This window comes from Caulobacter sp. D5, assembly GCF_003185805.1.
In the GTDB taxonomy this organism is placed as follows: domain Bacteria; phylum Pseudomonadota; class Alphaproteobacteria; order Caulobacterales; family Caulobacteraceae; genus Caulobacter.
Genome location: NZ_QHJY01000101.1, coordinates 32527 through 47062, shown reverse-complemented (window position 1 = coordinate 47062; position 14536 = coordinate 32527). Strand labels below are relative to the sequence as shown.

General features: G+C 69.6%; 17 protein-coding genes and 1 other RNA gene. 11 read left to right on the top strand and 7 right to left on the bottom strand.

Going from position 1 to position 14536, the window contains the following annotated elements; translation table 11 throughout:
• On the bottom strand, positions 1–808 hold an 808-nt coding region (locus tag DMC18_RS07725; protein WP_110132820.1), incomplete at its 3' end, for an alpha/beta fold hydrolase.
• A 56-nt stretch (positions 809–864) separates the two neighbouring features.
• Here DMC18_RS07725 and DMC18_RS07720 point away from each other — a divergent pair.
• A complete protein-coding gene (locus DMC18_RS07720) occupies positions 865–2061 on the top strand; it encodes a glycosyltransferase family 4 protein (RefSeq protein ID WP_110119544.1) in 1197 nt (398 codons plus the stop codon).
• Positions 2058–3029 (top strand): glycosyltransferase family 9 protein, encoded by a 972-nt coding sequence (locus tag DMC18_RS07715; protein WP_110119543.1) that lies wholly within the window; start codon positions 2058–2060, stop codon positions 3027–3029. Before DMC18_RS07720 ends, DMC18_RS07715 begins: the two co-directional genes overlap by 4 nt.
• 109 nt (positions 3030–3138) lie before the next feature.
• Here the strand turns inward: DMC18_RS07715 and DMC18_RS07710 are convergent, their stop codons facing one another.
• Positions 3139–3645, bottom strand: a complete 507-nt coding sequence (locus DMC18_RS07710) for a GNAT family N-acetyltransferase (RefSeq protein WP_110119542.1) — start codon at positions 3643–3645, stop codon at positions 3139–3141.
• A 57-nt stretch (positions 3646–3702) separates the two neighbouring features.
• Between DMC18_RS07710 and DMC18_RS07705 the strand changes: the two genes are divergently transcribed.
• From DMC18_RS07705 to DMC18_RS07695, 3 genes are all read left to right on the top strand, one after another.
• A complete protein-coding gene (locus DMC18_RS07705) occupies positions 3703–4275 on the top strand; it encodes a TspO/MBR family protein (protein ID WP_110132819.1) in 573 nt (190 codons plus the stop codon).
• A gap of 45 nt (positions 4276–4320) precedes the next feature.
• Positions 4321–4716 carry a DUF2809 domain-containing protein gene (locus tag DMC18_RS07700; RefSeq protein ID WP_110119540.1) on the top strand — a complete coding sequence of 132 codons (396 nt, stop codon included), beginning with the start codon at positions 4321–4323 and terminating at the stop codon, positions 4714–4716.
• A 191-nt stretch (positions 4717–4907) separates the two neighbouring features.
• Positions 4908–5576, top strand: a complete 669-nt coding sequence (locus DMC18_RS07695) for an NrsF family protein (RefSeq protein ID WP_158285878.1) — start codon at positions 4908–4910, stop codon at positions 5574–5576.
• A 77-nt stretch (positions 5577–5653) separates the two neighbouring features.
• Here the strand turns inward: DMC18_RS07695 and fba are convergent, their stop codons facing one another.
• The 4 genes from fba to gap all read right to left on the bottom strand — a co-directional run bounded on the left by fba (position 5654) and on the right by gap (position 9613).
• On the bottom strand, positions 5654–6745 hold the full coding sequence (fba, locus tag DMC18_RS07690; RefSeq protein WP_110119539.1) for a class II fructose-bisphosphate aldolase: 1092 nt from the start codon (positions 6743–6745) through the stop codon (positions 5654–5656).
• 208 nt (positions 6746–6953) lie between these two features.
• Entirely contained in the window at positions 6954–8144 is a 1191-nt protein-coding gene (gene pgk / locus DMC18_RS07685) for a phosphoglycerate kinase (RefSeq protein ID WP_110119538.1), read from the bottom strand.
• A 13-nt stretch (positions 8145–8157) separates the two neighbouring features.
• Positions 8158–8538: a hypothetical protein gene (locus DMC18_RS07680; protein WP_110119537.1), complete on the bottom strand. Its 381-nt coding sequence runs from the start codon at positions 8536–8538 to the stop codon at positions 8158–8160.
• A gap of 67 nt (positions 8539–8605) precedes the next feature.
• A complete protein-coding gene (gene gap / locus DMC18_RS07675; RefSeq protein WP_110119536.1) occupies positions 8606–9613 on the bottom strand; it encodes a type I glyceraldehyde-3-phosphate dehydrogenase in 1008 nt (335 codons plus the stop codon).
• Positions 9614–9830: 217 nt separating this feature from the next.
• On the opposite strand from gap, the gene DMC18_RS07670 reads away from it, so the two are divergent.
• The 6 genes from DMC18_RS07670 to DMC18_RS07645 all read left to right on the top strand — a co-directional run bounded on the left by DMC18_RS07670 (position 9831) and on the right by DMC18_RS07645 (position 13902).
• Positions 9831–10268: a hypothetical protein gene (locus DMC18_RS07670; protein ID WP_110132817.1), complete on the top strand. Its 438-nt coding sequence runs from the start codon at positions 9831–9833 to the stop codon at positions 10266–10268.
• 4 nt (positions 10269–10272) lie between these two features.
• On the top strand, positions 10273–10599 hold the full coding sequence (locus DMC18_RS07665; RefSeq protein ID WP_110119535.1) for a cell division protein ZapA: 327 nt from the start codon (positions 10273–10275) through the stop codon (positions 10597–10599).
• A gap of 239 nt (positions 10600–10838) precedes the next feature.
• Positions 10839–12209 carry a DUF805 domain-containing protein gene (locus DMC18_RS07660; protein ID WP_110119534.1) on the top strand — a complete coding sequence of 457 codons (1371 nt, stop codon included), beginning with the start codon at positions 10839–10841 and terminating at the stop codon, positions 12207–12209.
• Between the two features lie 46 nt (positions 12210–12255).
• Positions 12256–12418: non-coding RNA, 6S RNA (gene ssrS / locus DMC18_RS07655), on the top strand.
• Positions 12419–12459: 41 nt separating this feature from the next.
• Complete coding sequence (locus tag DMC18_RS07650) at positions 12460–13074, top strand: 5-formyltetrahydrofolate cyclo-ligase (protein ID WP_110119533.1); 615 nt, start codon at positions 12460–12462, stop codon at positions 13072–13074.
• A 6-nt stretch (positions 13075–13080) separates the two neighbouring features.
• The gene (locus DMC18_RS07645; RefSeq protein WP_110119532.1) at positions 13081–13902 is read left to right on the top strand and encodes a YmdB family metallophosphoesterase; all 822 of its coding nucleotides are present in this window, start codon (positions 13081–13083) and stop codon (positions 13900–13902) included.
• Here the strand turns inward: DMC18_RS07645 and DMC18_RS07640 are convergent.
• Entirely contained in the window at positions 13899–14531 is a 633-nt protein-coding gene (locus DMC18_RS07640) for a hypothetical protein (protein WP_110119531.1), read from the bottom strand. The two genes, DMC18_RS07645 and DMC18_RS07640, sit on opposite strands and share 4 nt — an antisense overlap.
• Between the last annotated feature and the right edge of the window lie 5 nt (positions 14532–14536).

Genomic DNA, 14536 nt, shown 5'->3' with positions numbered 1-14536 from the left:
GCGCGCGGGCGGCGCGGGCCAGGCGCCGGGCGATCGGGTCGTCGTCTACCGGCGTGGCCAACACGCGGGCCTCGGCGACGGCGGCGGTCAGGCGCTCCAGGTCCTGCGGGCGCGACAGGCGGTGGTCGCCGTCCTTGATCAGCGAGAAGACGACGTCCTGGCTGGTCAGGCCGTTGGCCAGTTCCAGGGCGTGGGTCCAGGGCACGGCGTCGTCCTGGCCGCCCTGCAGCACGCGCACCGGAACGTCGATCGGCACGGGACCGGGCAGGATCGACCAGCGGGCGCCGTCCTCCAGCAGCTCGCGGGTGATGGCGTAGCCGTCGTCGTCGTATTCGGAGGGACGAACCCAGAAGCCGTCGCGCTCGATCGCCGCCCTGGCTTCGTCCGACAGTTCGGGCCCCATCAGCTTTTCGGTGAAGTCGGGGGCGGGGGCGACCAGCACCAGGGCTTTCACCCGCTCGGGCCGGGCGATGGCGGCCAGGCAGGCCAGCCAGCCGCCCATCGACGAGCCCACCAGCACCAGCGGCCCATCGGTCAACGCGTCGATCACCGCCAGGGCGTCGGCGCGCCAGCGGCTGATCGTGCCGTCCTTGAAGTCGCCCGATGATTCGCCGTGGCCGAAATAGTCGAAGCGCAGGTAGGCGCCGCCCGTCGCCAGGGCCTGTTCGGCCAGGACCTGGGCCTTGGTTCCGGTCATGTCGGAGTGAAAACCGCCCAGCCAGACCACCATGGGGCCTTCGCCGTCCACCTGGCGGTACGCGAGACGCTGATTTTCCTCGCGCGGATGGAAATCGCGGACTTCGGTCATGGCGCGGCCTTGTTCGTTTCGCTAACTAGCTTCTCCTAACCTCTTCAGAGCGCGGCGTGTCCATCCTTCCCGATGATTTCACCCTGCTGCAGGTGACTCCGGAACTGGAGACCGGCGGCGCCGAGCAGACCACGATCGACGTGGCCCATGGCGTGGTCGCCCTGGGCGGCAAGGCCCTGGTCGCCACCCGAGGCGGCCGCATGGCCGCGCGGCTGGAGGCTGACGGCGGTCGCCTGGCCCAGATGCCGGCCCAGTCGAAGAACCCGCTGGTGATGCTGGGCAACGCCGCCCGCCTGATCGACCTGATCCGCCGCGAGAAGGTGACCCTGGTCCACGCCCGCTCGCGCGCCCCGGCCTTCTCGGCCCTGTGGGCGGCGCAGGCGACCAAGGCGCCGTTCGTGGCCACCTATCACGGCGTCTACAACGCCAAGTCCAGCCTCAAGCGCTGGTACAACGCGGTGATGACCAAGGGCGACCTGGTGATCGCCAATTCCGAATACACCCGCGCCCACGTCATCGCCGAGCACGGCGTCGATCCCGACAGGGTGGTGGCCATTCCGCGCGGGGTGGACCTGTCGCGCTTCGAGCCCGGCTTCGTCTCGGCCGACCGGGTCGAGGCCCTGCGCCAGGCCTGGGGCGTGGCGCCCGACGAGCGACGCCTGAAGGTGCTGCTGGCCGGCCGGCTGACCCGCTGGAAGGGGCAGGGGCTGGCGATCCAGGCGCTGGCCCGGCTGAAGGCCCTGGGCGACTCCCGGATCCTGCTGCTGCTGGCCGGCGACGACCAGGGCCGCAAGGGCTATCGCGCCGAGCTGGAGCACATGATCGCCCAGGCCGGCCTGGAAGACAGCGTCAAGCTGGTGGGCCACTGCGACGACATGCCGGCCGCCTATCTGCTGGCCGACCTGGCCATCGCTCCGTCGCTGGAGCCGGAGGCCTTCGGCCGCACGGCGGTCGAGCCCCAGGTCATGGGCCGTCCGGTGATCGCCGCCGACCATGGCGCGACGCGCGAGACGGTGGTCCCCGGCGAGACCGGCTGGCTGGCCAAGCCCGGCGACGTCGAGGCCTGGGCCCAGGCCCTGAACGACGCCTGCGAGGCGGGCGCGGCGGGACGTCAGGCCATGGGCCAGGCCGCCCGCACCCGAGCCCGCCGGTTGTATTCTGTGGACGCCATGGTCGAGGCGACCCTTAAGGTCTATGCGCGCGTGATCGCGGCCCATAGGGCCGGTGCGAGAGTTTCGGAGTCGAAGGGTTGAGCAAGGAGATCAAGAAGGTCCTGGTCATCAAGCTGGGCGCGCTGGGCGATTTCGTCCTGGCCCTGGCGGCGATGAAGAAGATCCGCGAGGCCCACCCGCGCGCCAAGATCACCCTGCTGACCACCCCGCCGTTCGAAGCCCTGGCGCGCCTGTCGCCCTATTTCAACGCCGTCGAGGTGGACGGCCGTCCGTCCGACGCCGGCGACCTCTTCAAGATGCTGGGCCGCATCCGCAAGGCCAAGTACGACCGCGTCTACGACCTGCAGACCAACAGCCGCACCGGCTGGTACTTCCAGGCCCTGCGCCCGTTCCCGCCGCAATGGTCGGGCATCGCCAAGGGCGCCAGCCTGCCCCAGCGCGGCCGCGCCCGCTATCACATGCACACCCTGGAGCGGCACGCCGACCAGCTGCGCCAGGCCGGCATCTGGCCCGACGCGCCGATCGAGCCGGGCAGCGCCCCGCCGCCGGACCTGTCGTGGATCCTGCGCAAGCACAAGGACGCCCGGCCGGTGGCCGGCGCCGTGGCGCCCAAGCCCTATGTGCTGCTGGTGCCCGGCGGTTCGGCCCACCGGCCCGAGAAGCGCTGGCCGGTCGAGAGCTACGCCCAGCTGGCGGCGCTGCTGAAGTCCAAGGGCCTGGACATCGTCATCATCGGCGGTCCGCAGGAAAGCGCCATGGCCCGCCAGATCCAGAAGGCGGCCGGCCAGGCCCGTGACCTCACCGGCCGCACCGACTTCGCCCAACTGGCGGTGCTCGGCGCCAAGGCGGCGCTGGTGGTCGGCAACGACACCGGCCCGACCCACCTGCTGGCGGCGGCCGGAGCCCCGACCATCGCCCTGTTCTCCGACGCCTCGGACCCGGCCCTGTGCGGCCCGCGCGGCCATGTGGCGGTGATCCGCTCGCCCGACCTCAAGGCCCTGCCGGTCAGCACCGTGGCCAGCACGGCGATCTCGCTGCTGCCGCGGTAGCGCTCGTGCGGTGATCCTCGCCCTTCGACAGGCTCAGGGTGAGGATCAAGTGCAGGCGTCGCAGTAGAAACCTCATCCTGAGCTTGTCGAAGGACGAGGTTTCTTCCCGTCAGGCCGGCCGCGCCATGAACACCCGAGCGGTCTCGTCCAGCCCCCGCGCCAGGTGCTCGGCGCGGATCGCCGCCATGCCCGGCGTCAGCTCGCGAACCTCCACGAACCCCAGCCGCGCATAGTAGGGCGCGTTCCAGGGCACGTCGCGGAAGGTCGACAGGACGAGGCTTCCCTCAGTTCGCTCGGCGACGGCGTCCAGCAGGGCCGCGCCGATCCGCCGGCCGGCGAAGGCGGGCAGGACGTCCAGCTGCTCCACATAGAGGCCGTCCTCCAGCGGCCGGAACATCACGAAGCCGGCGATGACGCCGTCCGCCTCGGCGACCAGCAGGCCGTCCTCGGCCACGCGCCGCACCAGCACCGCCGCGGGCGTCGGCTCGTCGGCGGCGATGGCGTCCATCAGGCCGACGAAGCGCTGGGCCGAAGCCCGCTCCAGCGCACGGATCGTCTCGATCTCGACGGCGCGGGCGGGACGTAGCAGGATGGGAATCGTGGGGGCGCGGGTCATCTGGAACCAAGCCGAAAGCTGAGCGGTTTACGGTTCCAAGTTATCGAGGAGTCCGTCATGCGCATCACCACCGGCAAGCCGTACGCCCATCGCACCCTGGCCGGCCGCGAAGCGTTCCAGCCGGACACCAGCGGAAACAGCGCCGGCGCGCAACTGGCCATAGGCCTGGCCCTGGCCGGCGGGGCGCTGCTGGCCGCGACGCTGATGGGCCGCCGCCACGAGCGGGTGATCGACGCCGAGGAATACGCGGTCGGCTACGCCGAGATGCACGAGCCCGTCGCCCACCAGCCCAAGCCTCTGACCAGCCTGCTGCTGCCGCCGCTGTTCATCGCCATGACCCTGTCGGGCCTGCGCACCTGGAACGCGCCGTCCAGCCCCGCCCGCACCCGCGCGCTGACCCTGTGGAGCCTGACTCAGGGCTTCAACGCCCTGTGGCTGGCGTTCGGCACGAAACGGGGCGGCGGCCAGCTGGCCGTGGCGACGGCTTCGCTGGGCGCCTCGGCCGCCTACGCCGTCGAGGCCCGCAAGGTCGGCGGCGCCTCGTCGCCCGATCTCGGCTGGCTGGGCGTGGCCAACGCCCTGACCGCCCAGCTGTGGCGGCGTTCGCCGGTTCGTCCCACCTTGCACTGATCGCCCCGACGCGGCTTCCTCCTCGCTTCAAAAGCGGGGAGGGGCATGCGGATTCGGTTGGGTCATCTGGCTGTCGCCATCGGCCTGTTCGCGGTCGAGGTCGCCATCGCACTGTGGTGGCGCGACCGTTTCGTGCGGCCCTATCTGGGCGACGTGCTGGCCGTGGCCATGGTCCATTTCGGCCTGCGCGGCGTTACGCCGCTGAACGCGGCGGGCGCTTCGGCCTGGGCCTTCGGTCTTGGCGTGGCCATCGAGCTTGGCCAGGCCGCGCACGTCCTGGCCCTGGTCGGACTTCAGGACAACGCCCTGGCCCGCGTGGTGTTTGGCGGGGTGTTCGATCCGAGCGATCTGGTCTGCTACGGCCTGGGCGGCGCCCTGGCGTTCCTCGTTGATCGTATGGGAATGGGACGATCCGTGATCGGAGCGAAGCGGGCGGCCTGAACGGCAGGCGCCGAAAGCGTCGCCATGCGCGAATCGAGAGCGTCCACAACCGCTCCACAGGAGTCGAAGAACGCCGGTATTGACTTCCGCTGCCCAGTCTTTACGCATTCGCCCCGGCTTATGAGATCGCATCTCAAAAGCGCGCCGTCAGGGGACGACGGCGACGATAATCGCTGCGGGGGAACGGCCGGTTGGCTTTCGACGACGCGACCTATCATGAGGGCTTCTCGGCCCTGGCCCGTCGCGTATCGCGACGCTCGACCGGTCGCGGCCCGCGAGACGCGCGCCCGGCCTGGCGGCTGGTCGAGATCGGCGTCGCCGGCGGGCTGGCGGCCCTGCTGCTGGTGTTCTTCTGGCTCGACCTGCGACCCGACATCGACACCGCGCCGGGGCATCCGTTCTTCTGGCTGAAGATGGTCTTCACCGCCTCGCTGGGCGCGGCGGGCTTCGACGGCCTGGCGCGCCTGTTGCGCCGCGGTCCGCCGGCGCCGACCGCCGTGCTGGTGGCCGCGGCTGCGGCCCTGGTGTTCCTGGTCGGCGGCGTGTCCGAAGTCCTGCGACTGGATCCGGACAGCCTGGCGCGCCTGTTCCGGCCCGCCTCGGTGACGGCCTGCTTCTTCAACATCGTCGTCATGGCCCTGCCGACCCTGCTGCTCAGCCTGACGGCGCTGCGGGCGACCGACTGCGAGCGGCCGGTCCTGGCCGGCTTCGCCGCGGGGATCTTCGCCGGCGGCGTGGCCGCCAGCCTCTACGGCCTGCACTGCCCGCACTCGACCTTCGTCTTCGTGGGCCTGTGGTACACCGGCGGCGTGCTGCTGTGCGGCGCGGCCGGGGCGGCGATCAACCGCCTGGCCGCCTAGGTCCGAGAGACCCACCAAAGCAAAGGCCCTCCCGGCGAACCGGAAGGGCCCCTGTAGCTGCCTGAAGGCGGCGAGCCTTACTCGGCGGCGGCCTTGCCGGCCGGAGCGCCGAACTTGGCGTCCAGCTCGCCGGCGGCGTAGCGCTTGGCCATGACCGCGGTCGAGATCGCCTTGATCTTGCTGGCGTGGCCGGCCGAGCCGAACTCGACGAAGCGGGCCTGGCAGACCTTGCGCATGGCTTCCTTGGCCGGCTTCAGATAGGCGCGCGGGTCGAACTCGTGCGGCTTCTCGATCAGCAGCTTGCGGATGGCGCCGGTGATGGCCATCCGGTTGTCGGTGTCGACGTTGATCTTGCGCACGCCGTGCTTGATGCCGCGCTGGATCTCTTCGACCGGCACGCCCCAGGTCTGGGGCATCTCGCCGCCGTACTGGTTGATGATGTCCTGCAGGTCCTGCGGAACGCTGGACGAGCCGTGCATCACCAGGTGGGTGTTGGGCAGGCGGCGGTGGATCTCCTCGATCACGTTCATGGCCAGGACGTCGCCGTCCGGCTTGCGCGTGAACTTGTAGGCGCCGTGGCTGGTGCCCATCGCGATGGCCAGGGCGTCGACGCCGGTGGCCTGCACGAAGTCGACCGCCTGGTCCGGATCGGTCAGCAGCTCGTCGTGCGACAGCTTGCCCTCGAAGCCGTGGCCGTCCTCGGCCTCGCCCATGCCGGTTTCCAGCGAGCCCAGAACGCCCAGTTCGCCCTCGACCGAGACGCCGCAGCTGTGGGCCATCTGGACCACCTTGCGGGTGACATCGACGTTGTACTCGTAGGAGGCCGGGGTCTTGGCGTCCTCCATCAGCGAGCCGTCCATCATCACCGAGGTGAAACCGTACTGGATCGCCGTGGCGCAGGTCGCCGGGCCGTTGCCGTGATCCTGGTGCATGCACACCGGGATGTGGGGATAGAGCTCGACCAGCCCGTCGATCAGGCGGGTCAGGATGATGTCGTTGGCGTAGTTGCGCGCCCCGCGCGACGCCTGGATGATGACCGGGCTGTCGACCGCGTCGGCGGCCTCCATGATGGCCAGGCCCTGTTCCATGTTGTTGATGTTGAAGGCGGGCAGGCCGTACTCATGCTCCGCCGCATGGTCCAGCAACTGCCTAAGCGTGATCCTCGCCACGTGGTCTTTCTCCTGCAAGCTTGAAGTCGTTGGGTTGGTTCTTGTTTTTGGGGCGCGGCGCTTTTGCGCTCTTTGCCCAGGGTTCCCGAAGCCGGTTCCTCGTCCGGTGATCCGAGAGCGGAAGCCCCGGACCCGAAAGGCTCGGGGCGGGGCGTTCCGACTTTGCTGAGGTCCGGCGCCGTTCGGCTGGCCGGAGAAGGTCCTCCCTTTAGGCCTCCAGGGCCGCGACGCCCGGAAGCGTCTTGCCCTCCATCCATTCCAGGAACGCGCCGCCCGCCGTCGAAACGAAGGTGAAGTCGGCCGACACGCCCGCGTGGTTGAGCGCTGCGACAGTATCACCGCCGCCTGCAACCGCCACGATCTTACCCGATTTAGCCAGTTCCGCCGCGTGTTTCGCCGCCGAAACGGTCGCTTCATCGAACGGTTGCACCTCGAAAACGCCCAGCGGGCCGTTCCAGATCAAGGTGACGCTTTGATCCATGGCCGCCAGAAGCTTCTTGGCGCTCTCGGGGCCGGCGTCGAGGATCAGGTCGTCGGACTGCACCTCGCCAAGGCCGCGCACGGCGGTCTCGACGCCCGGGGCGACCTTCTTGGCCACCACCACGTCGACCGGCAAAAGCAGTTCGCAGCCGGCCTTCTCGGCCTTGGCGATGATCTCGCGGGCGGTGTCGGCCAGGTCCTTTTCGCAGAGCGAGCCGCCGACATCGTGGCCTTGGGCGAAGAGGAAGGTGTTGGCCATGCCGCCGCCGATGGCCAGGCGGTCCAGCTTGGCGACCAGGTTGTTGAGCAGGTCGAGCTTGGTCGAGACCTTGGAGCCGCCGACGATGCCGATCACCGGCTTCTTCGGGTTGCCCAGCGCGGCGTCGAGCGCTTCGAGCTCGCGCTGCATGGCCAGGCCCGGATAGGCCGGCAGCAGCTTGGCCAGGCCTTCTGTCGAGGCGTGGGCGCGGTGAGCGGCGCTGAAGGCGTCGTTGACATAGACGTCGCCGTTGGCGGCCAGGGCCTTGGCGAACTCCGGATCGTTCTTCTCTTCGCCGGCGTGGAAGCGGACGTTCTCCAGCAGGGCGACGCCGCCGTTCTCCAGCGCGTCGACGACCTTGGCGGCCTCGGGACCGATGGCGTCGCTGGCGAAGGCCACCGGCTGCTCCAGCAGCTTGGACAGCGGCTCGGCGACGAAGCCCAGGCTCATCTCCGGCACGACCTTGCCCTTGGGGCGGTCGAAGTGGGCCAGCAGCACGACCTTGGCGCCTTGCTTGGAGAGGTAGCTGATCGTCGGCAGCGCCGCGCGCAGGCGGGTGTCGTCGGTGATCCGGCCGCCGTCGACGGGCACGTTGAAGTCCACCCGGACCAGGGCGCGCTTGCCGGCGAGATCGGCGGTGTCGAGGGTGCGGAAGGTCATGGGAGGGTTCCGTTCAGAGGGGGAGGCAAGCGGTCGCGGTGCGGAAAGCCGCGGCGCAGCCGAATGCGAACATGACGAGGGGGGCGATGGCGTGGAGGATGCTCATCCGCCGCCGCCGCGAGGCGTGGACATGCAGAACCCAAGCGACCAGCCATCCGACGAACGCGACGCCCATCATGGGAGAAGCATCGATCGGCGGACCAACGCCCAGCAGGCGCCAGGGCGGAAGTTCCGCAACTCCGGGAGCCTTGCGGCCGAACCAGTAGCAGGCCGAGAGAGCAGCGCCGAACGGTACGCCCAACGCCGAATAGCTCAGGATTGCCGACACGACCCACGTCCAGAGACGCAAGCGCAGCGGCGCCCGAAGCGGCGGCTGGACGGAAGCGGTCGACATCTATCCCCGTGGCTGTCGCGTCAGTGAAAACCCCCGCCCTTGGAAGGGCGGGGGTCGGGTCGGCTGCTTAGAGGAACTTCGCCATTTCCAGAGCAGTGTCGCTCATGCGGGTCGCGAAGCCCCACTCGTTGTCGTACCAGCTGAGCACGCGGGCCAGCTTGCCTTCGATGACCTGAGTCTGGGGCAGGGCGGCCGTCGAGCTGGCGGCGATGTGGTTGAGGTCCGACGAGACCAGCGCGTCGGTGGTCACGGCCAGGACGCCCTTCATCGGGCCGTCGGCGGCGGCTTGCAGCGCGGCGTTGATCTCGGCGATCGAGGTGTCGCGGCCGGTGACGACCTTCAGGTCGATGACCGAGACGTTCGGGGTCGGGACGCGGATCGACGAGCCGTCCAGCTTGCCCTTCAGTTCCGGCAGCACCAGGCCCAGGGCCTTGGCGGCGCCGGTCGAGGTCGGGATCATGCTCAGGGCCGCGGCGCGGGCGCGGTAGAGGTCCTTGTGCATGGTGTCCAGCGTCGGCTGGTCGCCGGTGTAGCTGTGAATCGTGGTCATGTAGCCACGCTCGATGCCGACCAAGTCGTGCAGGACCTTGGCCACCGGGGCCAGGGCGTTGGTGGTGCACGAGCCGTTCGAGACGACGATGTCGTCGGCGGTCAGGGTCTCGTGGTTGACCTTGTAGACGATGGTCTTGTCGGCGCCGTCGGCGGGAGCCGAGACCAGCACGCGCTTGGCGCCGGCCTTCAGGTGCAGGGCGGCCTTGTCGCGGGCGGTGAAGATGCCGGTGCACTCGAAGGCGATGTCGACGCCGAGGTCGCCGTGCGGCAGCTCGTCGGGGTTACGGATCGCGGTGACCTTGATCTTGCCGGCGCCGACGTCGATCCAGTCCTCGCCCGAGGTGACGACGCCCGGGAAGCGGCCGTGCACGCTGTCGTAGCGCAGCAGGTGGGCGTTGGTCTCGACCGGGCCCAGATCGTTGATCGCCACCACCTCGATGTCGCGGCGGCCGTGCTCGGCGATGGAGCGCAGCACGAGGCGGCCGATGCGGCCGAAGCCGTTGATGGCGACGCGAAGGGCCATGTGGTCTTTCTCCTCACGATCGGACCCGCTCGGAAGCGAGCGGCGTTCCTTGATTTTGCAGGCGGTTTCGCGGTCGCGAGAGCCGAAGTCAAGCCCAGGAACGCTCACAACAGATTAGCTATTGTTGTGACGCCGGTAACATCGCCCAATTGTGGTCACGCCCGCTGGCGAAGTCGGCGGCGATCTATATGTTGCGCCGCATGATGGGAACTTGCCGATGACCCCGGGCGAAGGAAGCGCCCTCGACCTGGCCGCGCGCCGGCTCGAACGCGCCGTCGCGAACCTGGAGCAGAAAATCGCCGCCGAGCGGGCCGAGCATGCGCGTCTTGCCGCCCAGCCGACCTCGGGCGATCTGTTCGAGGCGCCGCCGGCGCCGGCCGACGCCGCGGTGGTCGAGCAGGCCGCCCAGCTGGCCGCCGACCTGGAAGCCGCCCGCGTCCGTGAGCGCGCCCTGGAAGAGGCCGGCGAGCAGGCCAGCGAGGCCCTGGGCCGCGCCATCGCCGAGATCCGCGCCGCCCTGGGCGACGAAAGCCTGATCGGCGAAGGCGTCCACGACGACGAGGAGGGGGCTCCCGACGACCTCGAGGACGATCTGGAGCCGCCGTTCGACGAGGACGATCCGCCCTTCGACCCCGACCCGCCCGCGAAGGCCTGAGCCCATGGCGCAATTGACCATCCACGTGAACGGCCGGCCCTACACCGTCGGCTGCGAAGACGGCCAGGAGGCCCACCTCCTCGAGATCGCGCGCCTGTTCGACCGCCAGGTCCGCCAGGTCAGCCAGGAGGTCGGGCAACTGGGCGAGACGCGCCTGTTCCTGATGGGCGCCCTGCTGCTGGCCGACGAGCTTTCGGACCTGAAGCTGCGCCTGGCCCACAACCAGTCGGAACTGGCCCGCCTGCAGAACGAACAGACCCGCGTCGAAATCCGCGCCATCAAGGCCATCGACGCCGCCGCCGAGCGGATCGAGAAGCTGGCGGCGGGGTAGGGCGCTCGCCCTTCGCTCCGCCGACGAGGCGGGGAGGGCCCCGCGCGTCTCGCCGGCCTCGCCACGCTCGTGACTCCGGCGCGGCGGGCATCCTCGCAAATCCCAATCCTTGCTCGCGATCGCCCTGCGGCCGTCCCGCGGACGCATCGCTTGACGATAAGTATTTAAGCAATTAGCTATTTATCTTGTGCGTTGGCGGCTGTCCGACTTGGCCTTCGCGTAATGGAGGGAAGCAGGGAATGACTTCATCCGCCTTCGGGGGCGCCGGCGCGCGGGCGCGCTACCTGCTCGCCTCGCTCGCCGTGTTGCTGGCCCAGCATCTGGTCCTGCTGGCCATCGTGTGGTGGGCGCGCGAGCCGGGCGTTCCGCCCTGGTGGATCTGGATCAATCCCGGCCGCGCCCTGGTGATGGACGCGGCGATGCAGCGGCAAAGCCTGGGCGCCGCGGCGTTGCCCCTCGGCCTGGTCGTGACGCTGGTTGCGGACATCCTGCTGGTCATGCTGGCGTTCCGGCGCGCCCGCGACGTTCGGGGATCGGCCTGGATCGCGCTGCTGACCCTCACGCCCCTGCTGCAGGTGCTGGTGATCGCCTGGCTGACCGTGGCGCCCGGCCGGCCGCAACACCAGGGCGAGGTCCCGGTCGCCGACCGCCTGGCCGTTCGCACGGCGGCCTTCGGCCTGCTGGCGGGCGTGGGCCTGATCGTGCTGGTGGTCGCTTTTTCGGCCCCGGTCCTGGGCGTCTACGGATACGCCCTGTTCGTGGGCTCGCCGTTCCTGATCGCTCTCGTCATCGGCTACATCGCCAATCGTCCCGAGCGGGTGACGCTGGGGTGGACGTTCAGCCTGGCCCTGTTCGCTTTCCTGATGGGCGGCCTGGCGCTGGTCGGCTTCGCGTTCGAAGGCGTGATCTGCCTGGTGATGGCCACGCCGCTGATCGTGGCGATGGCCCTGGCCGGGGCGATGATCGGCCGGGCCCTTGCGGGGCTGGGGCGGCGGGGACGGGGAACGACCCTCGCCAGCGTCGCGGTCCTGCCGCTGCTGCTGGCGGGCGAGGCCCTGGCGCCGCCGCGCGCCGATTTCGAGAGCGTGGAGTCGATCGAGGTCGCCGCGCCGCCGGCCGCCGTCTGGGATTCCGTGGTCCACATGGGGCCGATCCCGGGCGCGCCGGCCGCCCCCTTCCGCTGGGGGTTGGCCTATCCGATGCGAGGCGAGATCCAGGGCGAGGGCGTCGGCGCGATCCGTCGCGGCGTCTTCTCGACCGGCGTGGCCTACGAACGCGTCACCGCCTGGGAGCCGGAGAAGCGGCTGGACTTCATTGTCCTCAGCGACCCGCCCTCGCTGAAGGAACTCAGCCCGTACGACCATGTGAACGCGCCGCACATGAACGGCTACTTCCGCACCCGGGACGCGCGCTTTTCCATCACGCCGCTGCCGGGCGGGCGCAGCCGCCTGACCCTGGCCACCCACCACGACCTGGACCTAGCGCCGGCTGTCTACTGGACGCCAATGGCGCAATGGGCCGTGCACGCCAATAAACAGCGGGTGCTGAACCACTTCCGCCGACAGGCCGAAGCCGGCGCCGTGACGCCTGCGACATCGATTTCGGAATAGGGGCCTATCGCCGGAGCCCCCGAACCCCTATCTTGTTCCGTGGCGGGTCGTGCTGCGGCTCTCGTCGAAGATTTCTATTCCCAGGGACCTTAATCTCTCTATCGGGACCTGTTCCCTCCCGTGGCCGTGGCTGCGGGAACACGGGGCCCACCTGTAACTAACAGGTTCGAGTGGATTGAAACGTCTTCACGGTTCTTCGCGGCGCCGCCACCCTTTCCCTCTCCCGCCATTCCCGCGTTAGAAGTCGGCCATGACCATCGCCGACCCCGCCGCCGCCAAGTCCGCCCTGCGCGTCTTCGTGCGCAATCGCCGCAAGCAGCTGGCTCTCGAGCACCCCGAGGCCGACTGGATGCTGGTCGACGCCGGCCGTGAGGCGCTGTCGGCGCGCTTTCCGCAGCCGCAAGGCAAGGTCGCCGCCGTCTATCATGGCCTGGGCTCCGAGGTTTCCGCCCGCGCCCTGGCCGACTGGCTCGCCGAGCAGGGCTGGAGCCTGGCCCTGCCCAGCGTCGAGGGCGCCGATCCGCACGGCAAGGGCGGCCACATGGTGTTTCGCGCCTGGACGCCGGGCGAGCCCCTGGCCCGCGACGCCATCGGCCTGGTCGCGCCTGTCGCCGAAAACCCGGTCGTCCAGCCCGACCTCGTGGTCGCGCCGCTGCTCGGCTACGACCGCGAGGGCCGCCGCCTGGGGCAGGGGGGCGGCTATTACGACCGGGCCCTGGAAGCCCTGCGCCAGCGCAAGGACGTCTTCGTCCTGGGCCTGGCCTATCACGGCCAGGAGACCCGCAATCTGCCCGACGAACGGCACGATCAACGATTGGACGCCATTCTGACCGAAAACGAGTATATCGAGGTCCGAAAGGACTGATCGATCATGCGTTTTGCTTTCTTCGGCGACGTCGTCGGCAAGTCGGGCCGCGACGGCCTGGCCGACCACCTGCCGGGCCTCCGTCGCCAACTGGGCCTCGAGTTCGTCATCATCAACGCCGAGAACGCCGCCGCCGGCTTCGGCATCACCGAGAACACCGCTCGTGAGCTGTTCGACGCCGGGGCCGACTGCCTGACCCTGGGCAATCACAGCTGGGACCAGCGCGAGGCCCTGACCTACATCGTGCGCGAACCGCGCCTGATCCGTCCGGCCAACTACCCGATCCTGTCCGACGCTCCGGGCCGGGGCAGCCACCTGTTCCAGACGGATTCGGGGAAGACGGTGTTCGTCGTCAACCTGCTGGGCCGGGTGCACATGGACGCCATGGACGACCCGTTCGCCGCCGCCGACCGCGAGCTCGACAAGGCGCCGCTGGGCCAGGTCGCCGACGCCGTGATCGTCGACATGCACTGCGAGGCGACGTCCGAGAAGATGGCCATGGGCCACTATTGCGACAGCCGCGCCAGCCTGGTGGTGGGCACCCACACCCACGTGCCGACCGCCGACTGCCAGATCCTGCCGGGCGGCACGGCCTACCAGACCGACGCCGGCGCCTGCGCCGACTACGACAGCGTCATCGGCAACCAGAAGGAAGAGCCCTTGCGGCGCTTCACCACCAAGATCAGCGGCGGCCGCTACCAGCCCGCCAGCGGCCCGGCCACGGTCTGCGGCGTGTTCGTCGAGACCGACGACCGCACGGGCCTGGCGGTGCGGGTCGAGCCGATCCGCGTCGGCGGCCGGCTGAAACAGTCGGTGCCGGCGGTCTAGAACTTGCCTTCGGCGCAGGTGGTGTTGCTGAGGTTCTCGGCCGCCACCTGCGCGCAGAAGGCCTTGCCGAGCGCCGGGCGAATGGTTTTCTGCGCCGAGAGCGCCGCGTTTGAGACCTGCATCTCCGCCATCATGACCAGCATCAAGGGGGCCTCGAGCGGCTTCAGCTGAGTGTTGATCGCTTGGCTCTCCTCGGCGGTAAGCCGCTCGTGGTTGTCCAGCTTTAGACCAAGCGGCGAGGCGAAGAAGATCCTGATCTGGTCCAACTGTTCAGCGTCGCCGGCCTCGAGATAGGCCTTGATGCGCGTGGATTGGGCGGTCTCGCGCAGCTGCTGGCGCGGTTGGGCCGTGAGCGTGGCCAGGATCTGCTTCTGGCGGGCGTGCTGGTCCGCTGGCGCGGTCTTGTCCGTGATCCAAGTCTGCTCGTAGGTGTTTATGAGCTCTTCCGCCAGCCAGTCGGAGGAGCCTGGCGAGGTTTTACGACGAGCCTCGGCGAGCCGGCGAGCGGCGTCCAGCCGCTCCTGCTGGGGCGAGGCCGGTTGGCCCGGTCGCGGCGTGTCCGCCAGGGCGCTGGCGGTCGACAGAATCATCGCCAGCACGGCGCCGCCAAGGTGAGTCGCTGTCCGCATCGGCT

Bases quoted from the DNA above. Each gene is read 5' to 3' on its own strand.
- DMC18_RS07645 (WP_110119532.1), top strand. From the start codon at position 13,081: ATGCGTTTTGCTTTCTTCGGCGACGTCGTCGGCAAGTCGGGCCGCGAC.
- gap (WP_110119536.1), bottom strand. From the start codon at position 9,613: ATGGCCCTTCGCGTCGCCATCAACGGCTTCGGCCGCATCGGCCGCCTC.
- DMC18_RS07670 (WP_110132817.1), top strand. From the start codon at position 9,831: ATGACCCCGGGCGAAGGAAGCGCCCTCGACCTGGCCGCGCGCCGGCTC.
- DMC18_RS07640 (WP_110119531.1), bottom strand. From the start codon at position 14,531: ATGCGGACAGCGACTCACCTTGGCGGCGCCGTGCTGGCGATGATTCTG.
- DMC18_RS07650 (WP_110119533.1), top strand. From the start codon at position 12,460: ATGACCATCGCCGACCCCGCCGCCGCCAAGTCCGCCCTGCGCGTCTTC.
- DMC18_RS07680 (WP_110119537.1), bottom strand. From the start codon at position 8,538: ATGTCGACCGCTTCCGTCCAGCCGCCGCTTCGGGCGCCGCTGCGCTTG.
- DMC18_RS07660 (WP_110119534.1), top strand. From the start codon at position 10,839: ATGACTTCATCCGCCTTCGGGGGCGCCGGCGCGCGGGCGCGCTACCTG.
- DMC18_RS07665 (WP_110119535.1), top strand. From the start codon at position 10,273: ATGGCGCAATTGACCATCCACGTGAACGGCCGGCCCTACACCGTCGGC.
- pgk (WP_110119538.1), bottom strand. From the start codon at position 8,144: ATGACCTTCCGCACCCTCGACACCGCCGATCTCGCCGGCAAGCGCGCC.
- DMC18_RS07705 (WP_110132819.1), top strand. From the start codon at position 3,703: ATGCGCATCACCACCGGCAAGCCGTACGCCCATCGCACCCTGGCCGGC.
- DMC18_RS07700 (WP_110119540.1), top strand. From the start codon at position 4,321: ATGCGGATTCGGTTGGGTCATCTGGCTGTCGCCATCGGCCTGTTCGCG.
- DMC18_RS07710 (WP_110119542.1), bottom strand. From the start codon at position 3,645: ATGACCCGCGCCCCCACGATTCCCATCCTGCTACGTCCCGCCCGCGCC.